The sequence below is a fragment of the Streptomyces sp. NPDC006512 genome (assembly GCF_040611935.1).
GTDB lineage: Bacteria > Actinomycetota > Actinomycetes > Streptomycetales > Streptomycetaceae > Streptomyces.
Map to the genome: position 1 here is coordinate 12,544 of NZ_JBEXPG010000029.1, position 20,059 is coordinate 32,602.

The following is a 20,059-nucleotide window of genomic DNA, read 5'->3' on the forward strand; positions in this document are numbered from 1 at the left end:
GACCCTCCGTTCGAGTGAGAACGGAGGGTCCGGGCCGTGTGCTGTCACCATCCAAGCGGTTCATCTCTTTACATCTCAGTGCGGCGCCAGTGACCGAAAGGGCTCCGCTTCGTTCCCCCGGACGGAGGTGTACGCCATGGTGGCTCCACCGGACACTGCCCCGCCAGACGATGACGTCCTGTGGGCGCGGTCCCTTCACTACTCCCACAGCGGTTCCCCCGGCCTGATCGGGGTCTCCGCCGGCGTGCGGCAGGGCGAGATCCTGGCCGTGACCGGCCCCCGCGGCAGCGGGAAGACCACCCTGCTGCGCTGCCTGGCCGGGCAGCTGGTCCCGGAACAGGGCGAGGTCTGGTTCGACGGCGTCCCCGTCCACACCCTGGGAGCCCTGGCCCGCGAGCGCCTGCGCCGCGACCGGTTCGCCTGGATCGGCCCCGAGCCGCAGCTGCTGCCCGAGCTCAAGGTGTGGGAGAACACGGCCCTGCCGCTGCTGCTCGCCGGCGTCGCGCACCGCGCCGCCAAGCACGCCGCCTGCGAGTGGCTGGACCGCCTGGACATCGGCGCCTTCGCCCGCAAACGCCCCGGCGCCCTGACCCGGTCCGAGTCCCAGCGGGTCGCGCTGGCCCGTGCCCTGGTCGGCGAGCCGGCCGTGCTCTTCGCCGACGAGCCGACGGCCCCCCTGCACCGCGCCGAGCGGGCCCTGCTCCTGCGCACGCTCACCACCGCCGCCCGCTCGCACGGGATCACCGTGCTGCTCGCCACCCACGACGAGGAGAGCGCCGCCGCGGCCGACCGCGGCCTGGCCCTCCTCGACGGCCGCCCGGCCACCGCCGAGGACGGCTCCCCCCGGACGACGGAGGACCAGGCCGCGTGCTCGCTCTCCGCCTAGCCCGCGGCTCCCGGCCCCTCGTACAGCTGCGGCGGCTGCTCGTCGCCGCGGCCTCGGCCGGCACCGGATTCCTGCTGCTGTACGTCCTCGCCGGGGCGACCGCCCGACCTGCCGGATCGTTCCCGCGCCTGTTGTGGGCCCTGGTGCCGCTGGCCGCGACCGTCCAGTTCGCCGTGGCCGTGGCCAGGACCGACCCGGCGACCCGGCCCCGCGAGGGGCTGGACGCCGTCGGACTCGGACCCGTACGGCTCGCCCTGGCCGCAGCGGTCTCCACCGCCGTCGCGTGCGCCCTCGGCAGCGCCCTGGCCCTGGCCGCGTTCCTGCACCTGCGGGGCGAGCTGACCGGGCTGCCGTTCGACGGCACGGGCGCCCGGCTGCTGCACGCCGAACAGCCGCTGCCCGTCGCGGCCGCCCTCACCCTGCTGACCCTGGTCCCGCTGACCGCCTCGGCCGCCACGGCCCTCGCCCTGCGCCCCCGCCCCCTGCCGCGCGGGGCCATCGCCCCGGCCCCGGCGCCGTCCCCCCTGACCGGGGTGCCGTGGGGGGTGGCGCTCACCGCGTGCGGACTGACCGTCGAGGCCTACACCGGCCCGGACGGGGCGGCGATGCCGGCCGGCTGGGCCCTCATCGCCGCCGGGCTCGCCCTCGCCGGGCCGGGGCTCGCCTACACCTGCGGAACCCTCGTCCAGGCCGCCCGCCCGGGCGCGCTCCGGCTGCTGGCCGGCCGGGCCCTCCAGGAGGAGGCCCCCCGGCTGGGCCGGCCCCTCGGGGTGCTGTGCGCGGTCGGCGCGGCCGCCCTGACGGCCGTCGCCCTGCGCGGCCGGGCCGGACCGATCGACCCGCTGGGCCCGCTCACCGGACCCGCCGCCCTGCTCGTGGCGCTGTGCGCGGCCGCGACCCTTCTCACATCGGCGGTCGAATCGAGGCAGTCCCGGTCCGCCGCCCGGGCCGCCCTCCTCGACCTCGGAACCCCCGGAACGGTGCTGCGTACGGCGGCTACGGTGCGGGCCGGAGCACTGCTCGCGGTGTGCCTTCCGCTGTGCTGGGGTGTGGCGCAGCTGACGTCCCTGGCGTTGACCCGCTGACGGAAACGGCCCTTAGGGTGGGCCGAATGGTCAACGCAGACATCGAGATCGAGACGCTCGCCGAATTCGACCGTGTCGTCGCCCGGGGTTCCCTGAGCGGCTACCGCGTCCAGTCGGTCAACCTGCTGGAGCGGACCTTCGCGCTGCTGTCCGCCGACACCTCCGCCGCGGTGTTCCTGGGCTGCCCGATGGAGCCCGACGCCTCGGTGAAGGTCCGCGCCGACGGCGCGCTCGTCTTCCCTCCGGTGCCGGACCTGCCGTTCAACCCGTACCGGGGCCTGCTCTACACGGCCGAGGAGCTCTTCACCGGCCTGGCCGAGGGCTACGAGGCCACCCCGGACGCCCAGGCCTACACCTGGTTCCAGGAGACCGGGACCGACGGCGACGTCTTCTCCTCGATGCTCCGCTCGGTGCACGACGACGCGATCTCCGACGCCCTCGACGAGCACCTGTCGGGCGCCCGCGTGGTGGGCGTCATGGGCGGGCACGCCATGGCCCGCGGCGGTGCGGACTACCGCGGGGCGGCCGAGCTCGGCCGCGCGCTGAGCCGCTCCGGGTTCACGGTCGCCACGGGCGGCGGCCCCGGCGCCATGGAGGCCGCCAACCTCGGCGCCTACCTGGCCCCCGCCCCGGACGGGGCCCTCGGCGAAGCGCTGGAGCTGCTCGCCAAGGTCCCCTCCTTCACCCCGTCGGTCTCCGACTGGGCCCGCGCGGCCTTCGCCGTACGGGAGCGCTGGCCCGACGGCGGCGATTCGACGGGGATCCCGACCTGGTTCTACGGTCACGAGCCGCCGAACGCCTTCGCGGGCCACATCGCCAAGTACTTCGCGAACGCCACCCGCGAGGACGGGCTGCTGGCCCGCTCGAACGCGGGCGTCGTGTTCCTGCCCGGCGCGGCCGGAACCGTCCAGGAGGTCTTCGACAACGCGACGCCGAACTACTACGCGTCGCGGGGCGAGCCGACCCCGATGGTCCTGGTGGACCGTACCCACTGGACCGAACACCTGCCGGTGTGGCCCCTGCTCAGGGCGCTGGCCCGGGGCCGCGCGATGGAGTCCCGGATCGCGCTGGTGGACTCCGTGGACGAGGTCCCGGACGTCCTCGCCTCAATGCGCTGACCCCGCGAGGCAACTTCTCATCCGTTTCTCACGTCTGGCAGAGGTAACGCGAAACCTGCCAGACGTGAACGGAGCCCTCTGTGCTCATAGGCCTGCTGACCGCTGTCGCGGCGTCCATCTGCTACGGCACGGGATCCGTCCTGCAAGCCGTGGGCTCGCGGCGGGCGGCCCGGATGTCCCCGGCCGCCGCCGGGGTGACCGCGCACGGCGGACCCAACCTGACCTCCACCGCCAAAGCCGCGATGACCTGGGAGTTCATCGTCGGCACCATCCTCGACTTCGTGGGCTTCGGGCTCGGCGCGCTGGCCGCCCGGATGCTGCCGCTGTTCCTCTCCCAGACCGTGATCAGCGCCAACCTCGTGATCACGGCCGTGCTGAGCGTGAAGATGCTCGGCATCCGCCTCACCCGCAAGGAGTGGACGTCGATCGGCGTCGTCTGCGCGGCGCTGGTGCTGCTCGCCACGGCGGCGGGCCACGAGGGCGGCCACCACGCCCCGATGGCCACCCACTGGTGGCTGCTGGGCATCACCCTGTTCCTGATGGTCGGCGGCACCGTCGCCGTGCGCCTCCTCGGCGGCAACGCGGCGATCCTGGCGGGTCTGCTGTCCGGTCTGGGCTTCGGCGCGCTGGGGGTCGGCGTCCGCATCCTGAACGGGGTCGACCCGTTCGACCTCGGCTCCTTCCTCGGCGACCCGGCCCTGTACGCCATCCTGGCGGCGGGCTTCGGCGGCATGTACCTGCACACCGTCGCCCTGCAGATCGGCTCGGTGAACGGCGCGACCGCCGCCCTCGTCGTCGGCGAGACCGTGCTCCCCGGTGCCATCGGCGTGATCTGGCTCGGCGACGCCTCGCGGCCCGGCCTGGCCTGGCTGGCCGTCCTCGGCTTCGTGCTGGCCGTGGCCGGTGCGGTCGCCGTCGCCTGGTACGGCAAGCACGAGGCCGAGGAGGAAACGGGGGCGGGGGCGACCGAGGCCCCGGTCCCGGTACCCGTCCGGTAGCCCGGTCCCGCGCCCTCTCCCCCGCCCGGCTCACCCGCGCGGCTCACCCGCCCGGCGGCCCCCTGGTGGCGGCCCTGCGGTCGCTGCCGCTTGCTGGACGGGGGAGAGAGCGAGAGGTCCATGGAGGAGTCCACGAGCGAGCGGCTGCGCACGCCCCGGGCCGCCGGGACGGCCGGGATCGTCTTCGCCCTGCTGCTCGGTACGGCGATCGTGCTGATGCGGATCGCCGTACCGGCCGGCAGCGCCGCCGACGCGGTGGTCGACCCCGGTGAGCGGTGGGCGGTACGGCTGGCCCTGGAGATCGTCCCGTTCGCCGGGATCTTCTTCCTGTGGTTCATGGGCGCCCTGCGCGCCCACGCCGGCGAGGCCGAGGACCGGTTCGTGTCCACCGTCTTCCTCGGCAGCGGCTTCGTCTTCGTCGCCACCCTGTTCGTCGCCGCCGGTTCCGCGGGCACCGTGCTCGCGGAGGGCACGGACACCGTCTTCGGCCGCGACTACGCGTACACGATCCTGACGACGTACGCGATGCGCATGGCGGCCGTCTTCGTCTTCGCGACCTCCACCATCGGGCGCCGCCTGGGGATCTTCCCGCGCCCGATCGCCCTGCTGGGGTACGCGACCGGGCTGATCCTGATCGTCATCGGGTCCGGCGTGCCGTGGTCCGAGCTGATCCTCCCGGCCTGGGCCCTGGTCGTGGGCGCCCACATCGTGCGGGCCGCCAGGCGCCCCGGCCGCCCGGCGGGCGGACCCCGGCCCTCCCGTGCATCCTGAGTGAAGGGAGGGGCTCGGGGACGACGGGGATCGCAAGGGCCACGGAAAGGCTGATGCCCCATGAGGCTTGTCGTCGACCTCAACCGCTGCCAGGGATACGCGCAGTGCGCGTTCCTCGCTCCGGACGTGTTCGCCATGCACGGCGACGAATCGCTGCTGTACAACCCCGAGGCGGATCCGGAGCAGCGCGAGAACGTCCTGCGCGCCGTCGCCGCCTGTCCCGTCGGGGCCATCCTCCTCGAACTGGAGGACTCGGACCTGACGGCGCTCACCACCACGGAGGCGCACGGTGCACGCTGACGGCAACCTGGAACGGCTCAAGCGCGACGGCCGGATCGTGGTCGTCGGCGCTTCCCTGGCCGGTCTGCGGGCCGCCGAAACCATGCGGGACAAGGGCTTCACCGGTTCGCTGACCATGATCGGCGACGAGCCGTACGAGCCCTACGACCGGCCCCCGCTGTCGAAACAGGTCCTCCTCGGCAAAGCGGCCGCGGACCACACCGCCCTCCCCCGCCGCCGGGACATCGGCGCCGAGTGGCGCCTCGGGGTCCCGGCCAACGGACTGGACATGGCGGAACGGCGGGTCCGGCTCGCGGACGGCGAAGAGGTGGAGTACGACCGGCTGCTCATCGCGACGGGCGTGCGGGCCAGGCCCTGGCCCAACGCGGAGGAGGGCGCGCTCGACGGCGTCTTCGTGCTCCGCACCCGGGACGACGCCGTCGGCCTGGAACGCGCCCTCGCCGCCGGTCCCCGACGGGTGCTGGTGATCGGCGCCGGGTTCACCGGCTCCGAGATCGCCTCGGCCTGCCGGGAGCGGGGGCTGCCCGTCACCGTCGCCGAGCGCGGCGCGGCGCCCCTGGTCGGCGCGCTCGGCGGGGTCATCGGCGAGGTCGCCGCCGAGATGCACCGCGAGAACGGCGTCGACCTGCGCACCGGGGTCATGGTGACAGCCCTGGAGGGGGACCCGGCGGGGCGGTTCCGTGCCGCCCACCTGTCGGACGGGACCTCCGTCGAGGCGGACGTCGTGGTCGTCTCGCTCGGCGCCCAGCGCAACACCGAATGGCTGGCCGGGTCCGGGCTGGGCGCGGGACCCCGCGGCATCGCCTGCGACGCGGGCTGCCGGGCCTTCGACGTCCGGGGCATCGTCACGGACGACATCTACGTGGCGGGTGACGTGGCACGCTCCCCGCACGCCCTCTTCGGGTACCAGTTCCTGTCGCTGGAGCACTGGGGCAACGCCGTGGCCCAGGCCGAGACGGCGGCGCACAACATGCTCAGCGAGAGCACGGACCGCCGCCCCCACCTGTGGGTGCCGGCGTTCTGGTCCTCCCAGTTCGGTGTGAACATCAAGTCGGTCGGGGTTCCGCCGATGGGCACCGAGATCATGATCACCCAGGGTTCGCGCGACGAGCGGCACTTCGCCGGCGTCTACGGCTACCAGGGCCGGGTGATCGCGGCGGTGACCTTCGACAACTGCCGCTGGCTGCCCTTCTACCAGCAGATGATCGAGGCGAACACCGCGTTCCCGCCGCCCTTCCCGACCGTGGACCGCAGGCCCGAAGGGCACAAGCCGATGCCCGCGGACTTCCCGGACCCCTCGGTGCCGACGCACGGCCCGACCATCTCCCTCACCGGGTACTCGCCGGCCGACCGGAAGATGACGTTCACCCCGGGGCACCCCTGAACCGCGCGCCCGTCCCCCGCCCCGTCCCGAGGACCCCCGAGGAGCACGAGGACCTGCCATGACACAAGCCATCCTGCGGGAGATCCTGGACCCCGCGAACCGCGCGAACCCGTACCCGCTGTACGAGGAACTCCGCAAGACGCCCGTGTCCCACGACGGGGACGGCCCGTACGTGATCAGCACGTACTACGAGATCCAGAGCCTCCTGCACGACCCGCGCATCAGCTCCGACTCCCGCAACCTGACGTCGACGGCGGACGACCCGCTCGCCGAGGGCGGGGAGGAGGGGACGCCCGCCCTGCCGCCGTCCTTCCTCAAGCTCGACCCGCCGGACCACGACCGGCTGCGCCGGATGACGAACCGGCCGTTCGGCCCGCCGCACTCCCCGCACCGCGTGCACGACATGCGCGGCGAGCTCAGCGGCATCGTGTCCGGGCTGTTCGACGACATCGTGGCGGCCGACGGGCTGGACCGGATCGACCTCGTCGACCAGTTCGCCTACCCGTTCCCGGTCACGGTGATCTGCCGCCTGCTCGGGATCCCGCCCGAGGACGAGCCGCGCTTCCACGTATGGGCCGACACCCTCGCCGCCAGCCTCGACCCCGACCCGGACGCCGACCCGGCGCAGCACGGCAAGAAGGCCATGGACGCCCGGATGGAACTCGGCATGTACCTGGCCGGGCTGATCGAGGAGCGGCGCAAGAGCCCCGGCGACGACATGCTGTCGCACCTGGCGACCGCGGACGGGCCCGACGGCGCCATGACCACCATGGAGGCGCTCAGCACCTCGGCGCTGCTGCTGATCGCGGGCCACGAGACCACGGTCAACCTGATCACCAACGGGATGCTCACCCTGCTGCGCCACCCGGACGTCCTGGAGCGGCTGCGCCGGGACCCGGAGCTGGCCGTGCCCATCGTCGAGGAGCTGCTGCGGTACGAGCCGCCGGTGCAGCTGCTGCCCCAGCGCACCACGCTCGGCGAGATCGAGGTGGGCGGCGTCACCATCCCGAAGGGCGCCTCGCTCTGGCTGATCCTGGCGTCCGGCAACCGGGACCCCCAGCGCTTCGAGCACCCGGACCGCTTCGACCCCGACCGCGGGGACATCCAGCACCTGGGCCTCGGCAGCGGGATCCACAGCTGCTTCGGGGCTCCGCTGGCCCGGCTGGAGGCGCAGCTCGCGCTGAGCGAGCTGGCCCGCAGGCTGGAGAACCCGAGGCTGCTGGAGGACCCGCCCCCGTACCGCCAGAACGCGGTGCTGCGCGGCCCCCGCCACCTGCCGATCGCGTGTGACGGCATCGCCGCCTGAGGCCTGACGCCCCCGTCCGTCGGGCGGGGGCGTCAGGCGGACCCCGGTCCCGTCGGCAGGACGACGACCTCGCCCGGGGCGAAGGCCACCGACACCCGGTCGCCCACGGCCGGCGCCCCGGCCAGCTCGCACTCGGCCTCCAGGACCGGTCCCGCCCCGGGCCGCAGCAGCAGCGCCACGTGCGTGCCGCGGAAGGTGCGGGACAGCACCTCGCAGCGCAGGCCCTCCTCGGCCAGGAGCACTCCGGCGGGCCTGATCAGCAGCTGCCGTTCGCCCTCCGCCGCCCCGGCCGGTACCGGGACCTTCCCCCACGGGGTGGCGGCGGCCCCCGCCGACACCGTCGCGGGGACCACGTTCTCGAAGCCGAGGAACCGGGCGACGAACTCCGACGCCGGCCGCTGCCACACCTCCAGCGGGGTGCCCGCCTGCGCGATCCGCCCGTCCCGCATCACCACGACGCGGTCGGCCAGCGCGAAGGCCTCCCCCTGGTCGTGGGTGACGGCCAGCACGGTCGTACCGAGCCGGGAGAAGAGCCCCTGGAGCTCGACGACGAGCCGTTCGCGCAGCCCCCGGTCCAGCTGGCCGAGCGGTTCGTCCAGCATCAGCAGCCGCGGTGAGGGGGCGAGCGCCCGGGCCAGCGCGACCCGCTGCTGTTCGCCGCCCGACAGGGAGGCCACCGCCCGGCCCTGCGCCCCGGGGAGCCCGACCAGCTCCAGGAGCTCCGCGACCTGGGCCCCGTAGGCCGCCTTCGAAGAGCCCCGCATCCGCAGGCCGAAGGCGACGTTCCCGCCGACGTCGCGGTGCGGGAACAGCTGGTGGTCCTGGAACATCAGCCCGACGCCCCGCCGGTGCACGGGCACCGCGGCCTGGTCGGCGCCGCCCAGCAGGACCCGCCCGCCCGAGACCGGCTGGAGTCCGGCCACCACCCGCAGCAGGGTGGACTTGCCGCTGCCGCTCGGCCCCAGGACGCAGACGGTCTCGTGCTCGGCGACCTCCAGGTCGACGGCGTCCACGACCGCGCGCTCGCCGAAGCGGACCGTCACCCCTTCCAGACGGAGCAGGGTCATCAGAACTCTCCCGAGGTCTTGTCGGGTCGCAGCCGCTCCAGCACCAGCAGGGACACCGCGCACACCAGCATCAGAATCGTGCTCAGGGCCATGGCCTGCCCGTAGTTCACCTCGCCGGCCCGGCCCAGCAGCCGGGCGACGGCCACGGGCAGCGTCGGGCTGTCCGCGCGGGCGATGAACACGGTCGCTCCGAACTCGCCGAGCGACACCGCGAAGGCGAACCCCGCCGCGATCAGCAGGGCCCGCCGCACCAGCGGCAGGTCCACCTCGCGCCAGGCCCGCAGCGGGGACGCGCCCAGCACGGCGGCCGCCTCCCGCAGCCGCCCGTCCACCGCCCGCAGGACCGGCAGCATGGTCCGTACGACGAACGGCACCCCGACCAGTGCCTGCGCCAGCGGCACCAGGATCCACGAGGTCCGCAGGTCCAGCGGCGGCTCGTCCATGGTGATCAGGAAGCCGAAGCCCACCGTCACGGCGGACACGCCGAGCGGGAGCATCAGCAGCGCGTCGAAGCCGCGCACGAAGCGGCCCGCGCGCCGGGTCAGCGCGGCGGCGGCCAGACCGCCGACGAACAGGGCGATGGCGGTGGCGGCCAGCGCGTACCGCAGGGAGTTCCAGATCGCCTCCAGCGGCGGCACCAGGAACGTTCCGCCACCGGCCCCCTCGTCCTGCAAGGCCCGGTAGAAGCCGAACCCGTACCCGCCGGGCGCGTCGAAGGACCGCTCGACCAGCACGCCCAGCGGCAGCACGATCAGCAGCGCCACCGTCAGCAGCACCCCGCCCAGCAGCGCCCGCTGGGCCCAGCCGCGCGGTCGGTGCGCGGTGCGCGCCGGGTCGACCAGCCGCAGCGCGGTCTCCCGCCGGCGCACCGTCCAGGCGTGCAGGGCGAGGATCGCGCCGACCGCGGCGAACTGCACGAGCGTCAGCACGGCGGCCGTCGGCAGGTCCAGCAGCTGCGCGGTCTGCCGGTAGACCTCCACCTCCAGGGTGGAGTACGAGGGACCGCCCAGGATCTGCACGACGCCGAAGGAGGTGAAGGTGAACAGGAACACCATCAGCGAGGCGGCCGCCACGGCGGGCCCGAGCGCGGGCAGCGTCACCCGCCGCCAGGCCCGCAGGCGCCCCGCGCCGAGGACCCGGGCGGCTTCCTCCTGGCGGGGGTCCAGCTGGGCCCACAGCCCGCCGACGGTACGGATGACGACGGCGTAGTTGAAGAAGACGTGCGCCAGCAGGATCGCCCAGACGGTGGTGTCGAGGCGGACGCCCCACAGCTCGTCCAGCAGCCCGCCCCGGCCGACCAGCGCGAGGAAGGCGGTGCCGACCACCACGGTCGGCAGCACGAACGGGACGGTCACCACGGCGCGCAGCAGCTGCTTGCCGGGGAACTCCAAGCGCGCGAAGACATACGCGCCGGGGAGCGCGATCAGGAGGGTGAGCACGGTGGAGGCGAGCGCCTGCCAGGTGGTGAACCACAGCACGTCGGCGATGTCGGGCTGGGCCAGCACCTCGCCGATCCGTCCGAACTGCCAGCCCTCGTCCGTCTTGAGCCCGCGGCCGACGATCGCCGCCACGGGATAGGCGAAGAACAGCCCGAAGAAGACGAGCGGCACCGCCATCAGGCCCAGCCTGACGGCGGTGGCCCGCCCGCCCTCCTTCGGGGAGCTCTCGCGTGCTACTTCACGACGAGCGAGGACCATGCCTTGACCCACTGCTCACGGTTCTTGGCGATGGCGTCCGGGGTGACGTTCTCCGGCTTCTCGATCACCACACCGTGCTTCGTGAAGATCTCCGGCAGCTGCGCGTCCTTGACCACCGGGTTCACGAACATCTGGAGCGGCATGTCCTCCTGGAACTTCTTGCTCACCAGGAAGTCGAGGAGTGCCTTGCCGCCCTCGGGGTTCTTCGCGCCGTTCAGCAGGCCCGCGAACTCGGTCTGGCGGAAGCAGGTGCCGGTGGAGACGCCCGTGGGGGCCTCGGCCGGCTGCGGCTCGCCGTAGAGGACCTCGACCGGCGGGCTGGAGGCGTACGAGACGACCAGCGGGCGGTCGCCCTTGGCCTTCTTGCCGCCCGCGGAGCCCGAGAAGCGCTCGTTGTAGGCCTGCTCCCAGCCGTCGACGACCTCGACGCCGTTGGCCTTGAGCTTGCTCCAGTAGTCCTTCCAGCCGTCCTCGCCGTACTTGCCGACGGAGGCGAGGAGGAAGCCGAGGCCGGGCGAGGAGGTCGCCGCGTTCTCGGTGACCAGCAGGTTCTTGTACTCCGGCTTGATCAGGTCGTCCAGCGTCTGCGGCGGGGCGATCTTCTTGTCGGCGAAGTACTGCTTGTCGTAGTTGACGCAGATGTCGCCGGAGTCGACCGGCGTGACCCGGTGCTGCTGGTCGAGCATGAACTCGGGCTTGATCCCGTCCATGCCCTTGACCTCGTACGGAGTGAAGATCCCGTTGTCGAGGGCGCGCGAGAGCAGCGTGTTGTCGACCCCGAAGAAGACGTCGCCGCGCGGGGAGCCCTTGGTGAGGATCTCCTGGTTGAGGGCCGCGCCCGCGTCTCCGGCCTTCAGGCGCTTGACGGTGTAGCCGCTCTGCTGCTCGAACTCCTTGAGGACCGAGTCGGTCACGTTGAAGGAGTCGTGCGAGACGAGCGTGACGGTCTTGGACTTCGGGGCGTCGCTCGCGCCCGCCGGGGTGTCCTTGGCGTCGCCGCCGCACGCGCTGAGCGTGGTCACGCCGAGCGCGGCCGCGAGCGCGGCGCCCGCGATCTTCTTGGTGGTGCTCACTTGATTCCTCCTGGGATGACCAGGAGAAGACGCGGCCCTGCCCGGCGCTCTTGCGAGCGGACGCCGGGCAGGGCGCAACAGCATGAGTGGTGACCGAACTTCCTACCCCGAATGACCGGGGCGAGGTTCAGAGGGTCTGCGGATGACGGATACCGCACTCTCAGCGCTGTGGCGCTCCCCTGTCGGAATATGAAATTGGTTCGGCCACAGGGTACCCCGTGGCCGAATCTGATCGATCAGGGCCGAAAACGGCCCTTCCTAGCGCTCCGAGGCGGCCAGCTGGCCGCACGCGCCGTCGATCTCCTGACCGCGGGTGTCGCGCACGGTCACGGGGACGCCGTGGCGGGCGATCGCCTCGACGAAGGCCTTCTCGTCCTCGGGCCGCGAGGCGGTCCACTTCGAGCCGGGCGTCGGGTTCAGCGGGATCAGGTTGACGTGGACCCGCTTGCCCTTGAGCAGCTTGCCGAGCAGGTCACCGCGCCAGGCCTGGTCGTTGATGTCGCGGATCAGGGCGTACTCGATGGAGATGCGCCGGCCGGACTTCTCGGCGTACTCCCAGGCCGCGTCCAGGACCTCGCGGACGTTCCAGCGGGTGTTCACCGGGACCAGGGTGTCGCGCAGCTCGTCGTCGGGGGCGTGCAGCGAGACGGCGAGGCGGCACTTGAAGCCCTCGTCGGCGAAGCGCAGCATGGCCGGGACCAGCCCGACGGTGGATACGGTGATGCCGCGCTGCGACAGGCCCAGGCCGTCGGGCTCGGGGTCGGTGAGGCGGCGGATGGCGCCGACGACGCGGTTGTAGTTGGCGAGCGGCTCGCCCATGCCCATGAAGACGATGTTCGACAGCCGCGCCGGGCCGCCGGGGACCTCGCCGTCGCGCAGGGCGCGCATGCCGTCGACGATCTGGTGCACGATCTCGGCGGTGGAGAGGTTGCGGTCGAGGCCGGCCTGGCCGGTGGCGCAGAACGGGCAGTTCATGCCGCAGCCGGCCTGCGAGGAGATGCACATGGTGACCCGGTCGGGGTAGCGCATCAGCACGGACTCGACGAGCGTGCCGTCGTGCAGCTTCCACAGGGTCTTGCGGGTGGTGTCGTTGTCGCAGCTGATGTGCCGGATGACGTTCATCAGGTCGGGCAGCAGCTCCTGCTGGAGCTTCTCCCGGGAGGCCGCGGGGATGTCGGTCCACTCGGCCGGGTCGTGCGCGTACCGGGCGAAGTAGTGCTGGGAGAGCTGCTTGGCCCGGAACGGCTTCTCACCGATGGCGGCCACCGCCTCGCGGCGCTCGGCCGGCGTGAGGTCGGCGAGGTGCCGGGGCGGCTTCTTGGCCCCGCGAGGGGCGACGAAGGTGAGCTCTCCCGGAACGGGGCGGGCCATGGCAGGTACTCCTTGTAAGACGAAAGGCGCGCCGCAGAAGCAGCGCGCCCTTCAAGGGTAACCGCCCGGCCCGGCCGGAGCTTTTCCTCCGGCACCGTCCCGGGCCGGCCGCGGCCGACGGACCGGCCGGTGGATCAGCTGGAGGACCGGCCGGTGGATCAGCCGGTGCCGACGAAGGCCGCCAGGAGCAGCCAGACCACCGGGGCGGTCGGCAGGAGCGAGTCGAGCCGGTCCATGATGCCGCCGTGCCCCGGCAGCAAGGTGCCCATGTCCTTGATGCCCAGGTCGCGCTTGATCATCGATTCGCCCAGGTCGCCCAGGGTCGCGCTGACCGCGACGGCCAGGCCGAGGACCAGGCCCTGCCACCAGGAGCCCCCCTCGATCAGGAACTCCATGCACAGCGCGCCGGCGGCCATCGCGAAGGCCACCGCGCCGAACAGTCCCTCGCGGGTCTTTCCGGGGCTGATGCGCGGCGCGAGCTTCGTCTTGCCGAAGCGCCAGCCCACGGCGTAGGCCCCCGTGTCGCTGACCACGGTGAGGACCAGGAAGGTGACGACCCGCTGGGGGCCGTCGTCCGCGGTGAGCAGCATCGCGACGAAGGTGGCCAGGAAGGGCACGTAGAACGCCGCGAAGACGCCTGCGGTGACGTCCTTGAGGTAGTCCTCGGGCGGTTCCGTCATCCGCCACACCAGGACCGCGAGGGCGGTCAGGGCCATCGCGACCCAGGCGCCCTCGGCCCCGCGGACGTAGCCGGCGATGACCATGGCGGCGCCACCGACCGCGAGCGGGACCAGCGGGGCCTTGATGCCCTTCTTCTCCTGCAGCCGGGAGGTGAGCTCCCACAGGCCCACCACGACCGCGACGACGACGACACCGACGAAGACGGCCTTGACGATGAACAGCGAGGCGAAGATCACCGCTCCGAGGCCGACCCCGACCCCTATGGCGGCCCGTAGATCCCGCCCCGCGCGCTTCTTCTGCGGCGGCGGGGAGGCGTCCTGCGGTGCCTGCGAAGGCGGAGGCGGAGGGCTGGGCATGGGCTCCTGCAACGGCGTCTCGGCGCGGAACGGGGGGCCGCCGACGAAGGCGGCCCCCCGATCGCGTGCTTCCCGGTCGTCGAAGGCACGGCCGGCGGCATCGGGCACGATGGGCATGGGCCGAGTCTGCGGGCCCACCAGCGCATCGTATGCGGGACCCGCCGGAACCGGCTCCGCGGCCCAGGGAGAGTCGTTCATCAGACCTCGAGGAGCTCGGCTTCCTTGTGCTTGAGCAGCTCGTCCACCTGCGCGACGTACTTCGCGGTGGTGTCGTCGAGCTCCTTCTCCGCGCGGCGCACCTCGTCCTCGCCGGCCTCCTTGTCCTTGACGAGCTTGTCAAGGGCGTCCTTGGCCTTGCGGCGGACGGAGCGGATGGAGACCTTGGAGTCCTCGGCCTTGTTCTTGGCGACCTTGATGTACTCCTTGCGGCGGTCCTGCGTCAGCTCGGGGAAGGTCACCCGGATGATGCGGCCGTCGTTGCTCGGGTTGACGCCGAGGTCGGAGTCGCGGATGGCCTGCTCGATGTTGCGCAGCGCCGACGCGTCGAACGGCGTCACGATGGCCATGCGCGGCTCGGGCACCGCGAAGGAGGCCAGCTGGTTGATGGGCGTGATGGCACCGTAGTAGTCCGCCACGATCTTGTTGAACATCGCCGGGTGCGCACGGCCCGTGCGAATCGCGGCGAAGTCTTCCTTGGCGACGACGACGGCCTTCTCCATCTTCTCCTCGGCCTCGAGGAGGATTTCTTCGATCACCACGTGCTCCTGCATGTCAGATATGGATGGTTCAGGCGGGCGGGGGCGGGACGGGCCGCCCGGGACCGGGCCGGAAGGGCCCGGTCCGGGGAACGCTCAGGCCCGGGTGCCCTGGTCGCTCACGAGCGTGCCGATCTTCTCACCCTTGACGGCGCGGGCGATATTGCCCTCGGCGAGGAGTTCGAAGACCAGGATCGGGAGCCGGTTGTCGCGGCACAGCGTGATGGCGGTGGCATCGGCGACCTTGAGGTCCCGGGACAGCACCTCGCTGTACTCCAGCGCGTCGAACTTCACCGCGTCCGGGTTGGTCTTCGGGTCGGAGTCGTAGACCCCGTCGACACCGTTCTTGCCCATGAGCAGGGCCTCGGCGTCGATCTCCAGGGCGCGCTGGGCGGCCGTGGTGTCGGTGGAGAAGTACGGCATGCCCATGCCGGCGCCGAAGATGACGACGCGGCCCTTCTCCAGGTGCCGGACGGCACGGAGCGGGATGTACGGCTCCGCGACCTGGCCCATGGTGATGGCGGTCTGGACCCGGCTGTCGATGCCTTCCTTCTCCAGGAAGTCCTGGAGGGCGAGGCAGTTCATGACGGTGCCGAGCATGCCCATGTAGTCGGACCGCGCGCGGTCCATGCCGCGCTGCTGCAGCTCGGCGCCGCGGAAGAAGTTGCCGCCGCCGATGACGATCGCGATCTCCGCGCCGTCACGGACCACGGCCGCGATCTCACGGGCGATGGCGTGCACGACGTCAGGGTCGACACCCAGTCCGCCGCCGCCTGAGAAGGCTTCGCCGGACAGCTTCAGCATGAAGCGGCGACCCTTCTTGCCGTGGTCGCTCTTGTCGTCGGAAGCGGTGTGGGGGTCCACGCCCTGATTCATGGAGATCTCCTCGTGCACATACGAAGAAGGCCATTGCCGGTGGGTCCTCGCGGTTCCCTCTTCGGCAATGGCCTCCTCGTCAGATCTGCGGTCGCCTCGCGCGTGCGCGGACGACTGCTTCAGACCCTACCGGGGTCCGGTGTCCGTCGCGTACGGACGGACTCAGATGCCGACCTTGATGCGGGCGAAGCGCTTCAGGGTGACACCGGCCTCGTCCAGAACCTTCTGGACGGACTTCTTGTTGTCCAGCGCGTACGGCTGGCCCAGCAGCGTGACGTCCTTGAAGAAGCCGTTGACGCGACCCTCGACGATCTTGGCGATCGCGGCCTCGGGCTTGCCCTCGGCGCGGGTGACCTCTTCGGCGACGCGGCGCTCGGACTCGACGACCTCGGCCGGAACGTCCTCGGCGGTCAGGTACTTCGGCGCGAACGCGGCGATGTGCTGGGCGATGCCCTTGGCCAGGTCGGCGTCGGCCTTGTCCAGCTCGACCAGGACACCGATCTGCGGGGGCAGGTCGGGCATGGTGCGGTGCATGTAGGAAGCCACGAAGGCACCCTGGTACTGCGCGAAGCGGTCCAGGACGATCTTCTCGCCGAGGTTGGCGTTGGCCTCGTCCACGAACGCCTGGACGGTCTTGCCGGCCTCGATCTCGGACGCCAGCAGCGCCTCGATGTCCGCCGGGTTGGTGGCGGCGACGTGGGCGGCGAGCTGGTCGGCGACGACCAGGAACTTCTCGCTCTTGGCGACGAAGTCGGTCTCGCACTTGAGCTCGAGCAGCACACCGGAGGTGGCGTCGGCGGCGATCAGGGAGGTGACGGCACCGTTCTCGGCGGAACGGCCCTCGCGCTTGGCGACACCCTTCAGGCCCTTGACGCGCAGGATCTCGTTGGCCTTGGTGACGTCACCGTCGGCCTCGACGAGCGCGTTCTTGCAGTCCAGCATGCCGGCGCCGGTGAGCTCGCGGAGCTTCTTGACGTCAGCGGCGGTGTAGTTCGCCATGAGTCTGTGATTCTCTCTCGAAGTCGTAGATCTACGGGTGAACGGCGGAGGAGTCGCGCTCGTGGCGCGGCTCCCCCGCCGTCATCGTCCGTGCTGCGAGTGCCCGGCGGATGAACGCCGGGCTCTCTCAGAGGGTCAGGCCTGCTCGGCGTCGGCGGCCGGGGCCTCGACGACGGGCTCGGCGACGGCCTCGGCGGCCGGGGCCTCGACAGCGGCGTCGGCCGCGGGGGCCTCGGCGTCGTCGGCCTTCTTCTCGCCCTCGAGCAGGTCGCGCTCCCACTCGGCGAGCGGCTCGGCGGCGGCCTTCTCGCCCGGCTTCGAGTCACCGGTCGCAGCGCCGGAGCGGGCGATGAGGCCCTCGGCGACGGCGTCGGCGATCACGCGGGTGAGCAGGGTGACGGAGCGGATCGCGTCGTCGTTGCCCGGGATCTTGTAGTCGACCTCGTCGGGGTCGCAGTTGGTGTCGAGGATCGCGACGACCGGGATGTGGAGCTTGCGCGCCTCACCGACGGCGATGTGCTCCTTCTTGGTGTCGACGATCCAGACGGCGCTGGGGACCTTCGACATCTCGCGGATACCACCGAGGGTCTTCTCCAGCTTGATCTTCTCGCGGGAGAGGACCAGGAGCTCCTTCTTGGTGAGACCCGAGGCGGCGACGTCCTCGAAGTCGATCGCCTCAAGCTCCTTCAGACGCTGGAGGCGCTTGTAGACGGTCGAGAAGTTGGTGAGCATGCCACCGAGCCAGCGCTGGTTGACGTACGGCATGCCAACGCGGGTCGCCTGCTCGGCGATGGCCTCCTGGGCCTGCTTCTTCGTACCGACGAACATGATGGAGCCACCGTGCGCGACGGTCTCCTTCACGAACTCGTAGGCGCGGTCGATGTACGACAGCGACTGGAGCAGGTCGATGATGTAGATGCCGTTGCGCTCGGTGAAGATGAAGCGCTTCATCTTCGGGTTCCAGCGACGGGTCTGGTGACCGAAGTGGACGCCGCTTTCCAGCAGCTCCCGCATCGTTACGACGGCCATGGCCATCTCCTTGGTTTCTCGGTTTGGTTCCTGACGCCCCGCCGCGCCCTGCCCCGCAGAGGGACCGAGAGACGCTTTCACCAGGCCGTTCCGGGCTGGTGCTGGGGCGTGCGAAGTCGACCCGGTGACCCGGATCGCCACAAGAAGTGTACGGGACCCACCGGTATGCCGGGTGACGCCGTTGTCCACACCCGCGCGGCCGTCCACAGGCCCGGACGCGCCCGGTCACCCTCCCGGCACGCTGAGCGGTATGACGACGCTGCTGCTCACCGTGCTCCTGGCCCTGGCCCAGACCCTCGTCCCGGGGGTCCGCCCGCTGCCCCCGCCGCTGTCCGTGGCGCGCTGGTGGGACCCGCCGCCGACCCCGTACGCGGCCGGGCACCGGGGCGTCGACCTGTCCGCCCCGGTGGGCGCCGAGCTGCGGGCCGTCGGCCCGGGGCGGGTCCACCACGCCGGGCCGGTGGCCGGCCGCGGGGTGCTCTCGCTCACCCTCCCGGGCGGCCTGCGCACCACGTACGAGCCGGTCCGGCCGCTGGTCGCGGAGGGTGAGACGGTCGAGGCGGGCCAGGTCGTGGCCGTCCTCACGGCGGGCTCGCACTGCGCGGCCCCCTGCCTGCACTGGGGCCTGCTCGCGGGCAAGGACGTCTATCTCAACCCGCTGACCCTGCTCCCGCGCCCGACACCCCGACTGCTCCCGGGGACGGCGGGCGCCGCGACGGACGCGGGAGGCTCGGCGACGCACGGGGATCCGCCGTGATCCCGCCCCGCGTGACCCGGCCCGCCGGGGGCGGCGGGGGCGTCGGGCCGGCGGGCTCCGGCAGAGTCAGCCGCGCACGCCGCGCAGGGCCATCGCCACGGCCGCGGCGGTGACGACGGCCGGGTCCTCGGCGGCGCCGAGCTCGATCCGGCGGACGGCCGCGTCGACGACGCCCTGCAGCAGCATCGCGGCCAGGCGGGGCTCCGCCTGCCCCAGCGCGGCCAGGGCCTCGACGATCATCGCCACCAGGCCGCCGTGCGCGGCGCGGATCTTCTCCCGCGCGCCCGCGTCCAGCTCGCTCGCGGAGATCGCCACCACCGCCCGGTGGCGCCGGTCCCCGACCAGCCCCAGCTGGCTGCGCACGTACGCCTCGATCTTCTCCTCGGGCGCCTCGGCGGCCTCCATGGCCGCCTCGATCTCGGCGGCCCAGACGGGGAAGTCCACGGCGCACAGCTCTTCGACGACGGCCGCGCGCGACCGGAAGTACTCGTACACGGACGACCGGGCGAGCCCGGTGCGCTCCGCGAGGGCGGGGAAGGTCAGCGCCTCCGTCCCGCCCTCGGACAGCAGGGAGCGCGCGGCGTCCAACAGGGCGCCGCGCTGCATCGACCGGTGCTCGGCCACGGAGGCCGCTCGAATCCTGGGCACGTGACCACTCTACGGAGGTTCCGCAAGGTCATCGCGGGCTCAGCGGCTCAGCGGCCGACATCCGCCAGCTTCGCGCGCAGCTGGAGGACCGATTTGGTGTGGATCTGGCTGACCCGGCTCTCGGTGACGCCCAGGACGTTGCCGATCTCGGCGAGCGTGAGCCCCTCGTAGTAGTAGAGGGTCACCACCGTCTTCTCGCGCTCGGGCAGGGTGTTGATGGCCCGCGCGAGCAGTCGGCGCAGTTCCCGGTCCTCGGCGACTTCCACCGGGTTGTCGGCGGCGTGGTCCTCCAGGGTGTCCATCAGCGAGAGCCGGTCGCCGCCTTCACCCCCGACGTGCAGCAGCTCTTCCAGGGCCACCACGTTGGCCAGCGACAACTGGCTGAAGACCGTGTGGAGTTCCTCCACCGCGATCCCCATCTCACCGGCGACCTCGCCCTCGGTGGGGGTGCGCCGCAGCTGGGCCTCCAGCGTCGCGTAGGCGCGCTCCACCGCGCGGGCCTTCTGCCGCACGGAGCGCGGGATCCAGTCCAGCGCCCGCAGTTCGTCGATCATCGCGCCCCGGATCCGGGTGATCGCGTACGTCTCGAACTTGATGGAGCGCTCGATGTCGAACTTCTCGATCGCGTCGATCAGACCGAAGACCCCGGACGACACGAAGTCGGCCTGCTCCACGTTGGGCGGGAGCCCCACGCTGACGCGGCCGGCCACGTACTTCACCAGCGGCGAGTAGTGCAGGATCAGCTGCTCCCGCAGCCGCTCGTCACCCGAGTCCTTGTATGAGCGCCAGAGGACCTCCAGGGACGAGGGCGCGGTGGACCGCACGCTGCCACGGGCAGCGGGGGGCACCGCGGCGCGGTCGGACCCTGAGGTGTGCTGGGGCATGCTTCGCCTTTGCCGGAG

General features: G+C 72.2%; 20 protein-coding genes and 1 riboswitch. Of the genes, 9 read left to right on the forward strand and 11 right to left on the reverse strand.

Annotated elements, in window-relative coordinates; all coding sequences use genetic code 11:
* The first annotated feature begins 136 nt into the window (after positions 1-136).
* The 8 genes from ABZZ17_RS21215 (at position 137) to ABZZ17_RS21250 (ending at position 7,848) form a co-directional block, all read left to right on the forward strand.
* A complete protein-coding gene (locus tag ABZZ17_RS21215; RefSeq protein WP_356877851.1) occupies positions 137-886 on the forward strand; it encodes an ATP-binding cassette domain-containing protein in 750 nt (249 codons plus the stop codon).
* Positions 868-1,971 carry a hypothetical protein gene (locus ABZZ17_RS21220; RefSeq protein ID WP_356877852.1) on the forward strand — a complete coding sequence of 368 codons (1,104 nt, stop codon included), beginning with the start codon at positions 868-870 and terminating at the stop codon, positions 1,969-1,971. Before ABZZ17_RS21215 ends, ABZZ17_RS21220 begins: the two co-directional genes overlap by 19 nt.
* Before the next feature lie 26 nt (positions 1,972-1,997).
* Positions 1,998-3,089, forward strand: a complete 1,092-nt coding sequence (locus ABZZ17_RS21225) for a Rossmann fold nucleotide-binding protein (protein WP_356877853.1) — start codon at positions 1,998-2,000, stop codon at positions 3,087-3,089.
* An 80-nt stretch (positions 3,090-3,169) separates the two neighbouring features.
* Positions 3,170-4,087, forward strand: a complete 918-nt coding sequence (locus ABZZ17_RS21230; protein WP_356877854.1) for a hypothetical protein — start codon at positions 3,170-3,172, stop codon at positions 4,085-4,087.
* 120 nt (positions 4,088-4,207) lie between these two features.
* Entirely contained in the window at positions 4,208-4,858 is a 651-nt protein-coding gene (locus ABZZ17_RS21235; protein ID WP_356877855.1) for a hypothetical protein, read from the forward strand.
* Between the two features lie 60 nt (positions 4,859-4,918).
* Positions 4,919-5,158 carry a ferredoxin gene (locus ABZZ17_RS21240; protein ID WP_356877856.1) on the forward strand — a complete coding sequence of 80 codons (240 nt, stop codon included), beginning with the start codon at positions 4,919-4,921 and terminating at the stop codon, positions 5,156-5,158.
* Positions 5,148-6,542, forward strand: a complete 1,395-nt coding sequence (locus ABZZ17_RS21245; protein ID WP_356877857.1) for an FAD-dependent oxidoreductase — start codon at positions 5,148-5,150, stop codon at positions 6,540-6,542. The genes ABZZ17_RS21240 and ABZZ17_RS21245 overlap by 11 nt, the downstream gene beginning before the upstream one ends.
* 58 nt (positions 6,543-6,600) lie before the next feature.
* Positions 6,601-7,848 carry a cytochrome P450 gene (locus ABZZ17_RS21250; RefSeq protein WP_356877858.1) on the forward strand — a complete coding sequence of 416 codons (1,248 nt, stop codon included), beginning with the start codon at positions 6,601-6,603 and terminating at the stop codon, positions 7,846-7,848.
* Positions 7,849-7,880: 32 nt separating this feature from the next.
* On the opposite strand, the gene ABZZ17_RS21255 is transcribed toward ABZZ17_RS21250, so the two are convergent.
* The 9 genes from ABZZ17_RS21255 to rpsB form a co-directional block, all read right to left on the reverse strand.
* Positions 7,881-8,915, reverse strand: a complete 1,035-nt coding sequence (locus ABZZ17_RS21255) for an ABC transporter ATP-binding protein (protein WP_356877859.1) — start codon at positions 8,913-8,915, stop codon at positions 7,881-7,883.
* Positions 8,915-10,531, reverse strand: coding sequence for an iron ABC transporter permease (locus ABZZ17_RS21260; RefSeq protein ID WP_356877860.1), 1,617 nt, complete (start codon positions 10,529-10,531; stop codon positions 8,915-8,917). Before ABZZ17_RS21260 ends, ABZZ17_RS21255 begins: the two co-directional genes overlap by 1 nt.
* 56 nt (positions 10,532-10,587) lie before the next feature.
* The gene (locus tag ABZZ17_RS21265; protein ID WP_356877861.1) at positions 10,588-11,685 is read right to left on the reverse strand and encodes a thiamine ABC transporter substrate-binding protein; all 1,098 of its coding nucleotides are present in this window, start codon (positions 11,683-11,685) and stop codon (positions 10,588-10,590) included.
* An 81-nt stretch (positions 11,686-11,766) separates the two neighbouring features.
* Positions 11,767-11,876: riboswitch (TPP riboswitch) on the reverse strand.
* Between the two features lie 67 nt (positions 11,877-11,943).
* Positions 11,944-13,056, reverse strand: coding sequence for a 23S rRNA (adenine(2503)-C(2))-methyltransferase RlmN (rlmN, locus tag ABZZ17_RS21270; protein ID WP_356877862.1), 1,113 nt, complete (start codon positions 13,054-13,056; stop codon positions 11,944-11,946).
* A 158-nt stretch (positions 13,057-13,214) separates the two neighbouring features.
* Positions 13,215-14,291 (reverse strand): phosphatidate cytidylyltransferase, encoded by a 1,077-nt coding sequence (locus ABZZ17_RS21275; protein WP_356877863.1) that lies wholly within the window; start codon positions 14,289-14,291, stop codon positions 13,215-13,217.
* Positions 14,291-14,848 carry a ribosome recycling factor gene (gene frr, locus ABZZ17_RS21280; protein ID WP_243630638.1) on the reverse strand — a complete coding sequence of 186 codons (558 nt, stop codon included), beginning with the start codon at positions 14,846-14,848 and terminating at the stop codon, positions 14,291-14,293. Before frr ends, ABZZ17_RS21275 begins: the two co-directional genes overlap by 1 nt.
* A gap of 96 nt (positions 14,849-14,944) precedes the next feature.
* Positions 14,945-15,724, reverse strand: a complete 780-nt coding sequence (gene pyrH, locus ABZZ17_RS21285; RefSeq protein ID WP_281207363.1) for a UMP kinase — start codon at positions 15,722-15,724, stop codon at positions 14,945-14,947.
* Positions 15,725-15,886: 162 nt separating this feature from the next.
* On the reverse strand, positions 15,887-16,723 hold the full coding sequence (tsf, locus tag ABZZ17_RS21290) for a translation elongation factor Ts (RefSeq protein WP_356877864.1): 837 nt from the start codon (positions 16,721-16,723) through the stop codon (positions 15,887-15,889).
* A gap of 135 nt (positions 16,724-16,858) precedes the next feature.
* Positions 16,859-17,752, reverse strand: coding sequence for a 30S ribosomal protein S2 (gene rpsB / locus ABZZ17_RS21295; RefSeq protein WP_356877865.1), 894 nt, complete (start codon positions 17,750-17,752; stop codon positions 16,859-16,861).
* Positions 17,753-18,002: 250 nt separating this feature from the next.
* On the opposite strand from rpsB, the gene ABZZ17_RS21300 reads away from it, so the two are divergent.
* Positions 18,003-18,509: a M23 family metallopeptidase gene (locus ABZZ17_RS21300; RefSeq protein ID WP_356877866.1), complete on the forward strand. Its 507-nt coding sequence runs from the start codon at positions 18,003-18,005 to the stop codon at positions 18,507-18,509.
* A gap of 66 nt (positions 18,510-18,575) precedes the next feature.
* Here ABZZ17_RS21300 and ABZZ17_RS21305 read toward each other — a convergent pair whose 3' ends face one another.
* The gene (locus tag ABZZ17_RS21305; RefSeq protein ID WP_356877924.1) at positions 18,576-19,115 is read right to left on the reverse strand and encodes a helix-turn-helix domain-containing protein; all 540 of its coding nucleotides are present in this window, start codon (positions 19,113-19,115) and stop codon (positions 18,576-18,578) included.
* An 89-nt stretch (positions 19,116-19,204) separates the two neighbouring features.
* A complete protein-coding gene (whiG, locus tag ABZZ17_RS21310; protein ID WP_356877867.1) occupies positions 19,205-20,041 on the reverse strand; it encodes an RNA polymerase sigma factor WhiG in 837 nt (278 codons plus the stop codon).
* Positions 20,042-20,059 lie beyond the last annotated feature (18 nt).

Coding starts and splice junctions, on each gene's coding strand:
- ABZZ17_RS21215 (WP_356877851.1), top strand. CDS start 137: ATGGTGGCTCCACCGGACACTGCCCCGCCAGACGATGACGTCCTGTGG.
- rpsB (WP_356877865.1), bottom strand. CDS start 17,752: ATGGCCGTCGTAACGATGCGGGAGCTGCTGGAAAGCGGCGTCCACTTC.
- ABZZ17_RS21305 (WP_356877924.1), bottom strand. CDS start 19,115: ATGCAGCGCGGCGCCCTGTTGGACGCCGCGCGCTCCCTGCTGTCCGAG.
- ABZZ17_RS21235 (WP_356877855.1), top strand. CDS start 4,208: ATGGAGGAGTCCACGAGCGAGCGGCTGCGCACGCCCCGGGCCGCCGGG.
- ABZZ17_RS21250 (WP_356877858.1), top strand. CDS start 6,601: ATGACACAAGCCATCCTGCGGGAGATCCTGGACCCCGCGAACCGCGCG.
- ABZZ17_RS21260 (WP_356877860.1), bottom strand. CDS start 10,531: ATGGCGGTGCCGCTCGTCTTCTTCGGGCTGTTCTTCGCCTATCCCGTG.
- ABZZ17_RS21255 (WP_356877859.1), bottom strand. CDS start 8,915: ATGACCCTGCTCCGTCTGGAAGGGGTGACGGTCCGCTTCGGCGAGCGC.
- rlmN (WP_356877862.1), bottom strand. CDS start 13,056: ATGGCCCGCCCCGTTCCGGGAGAGCTCACCTTCGTCGCCCCTCGCGGG.
- ABZZ17_RS21275 (WP_356877863.1), bottom strand. CDS start 14,291: ATGAACGACTCTCCCTGGGCCGCGGAGCCGGTTCCGGCGGGTCCCGCA.
- ABZZ17_RS21300 (WP_356877866.1), top strand. CDS start 18,003: ATGACGACGCTGCTGCTCACCGTGCTCCTGGCCCTGGCCCAGACCCTC.
- ABZZ17_RS21225 (WP_356877853.1), top strand. CDS start 1,998: ATGGTCAACGCAGACATCGAGATCGAGACGCTCGCCGAATTCGACCGT.
- tsf (WP_356877864.1), bottom strand. CDS start 16,723: ATGGCGAACTACACCGCCGCTGACGTCAAGAAGCTCCGCGAGCTCACC.
- whiG (WP_356877867.1), bottom strand. CDS start 20,041: ATGCCCCAGCACACCTCAGGGTCCGACCGCGCCGCGGTGCCCCCCGCT.
- pyrH (WP_281207363.1), bottom strand. CDS start 15,724: ATGAATCAGGGCGTGGACCCCCACACCGCTTCCGACGACAAGAGCGAC.
- ABZZ17_RS21240 (WP_356877856.1), top strand. CDS start 4,919: ATGAGGCTTGTCGTCGACCTCAACCGCTGCCAGGGATACGCGCAGTGC.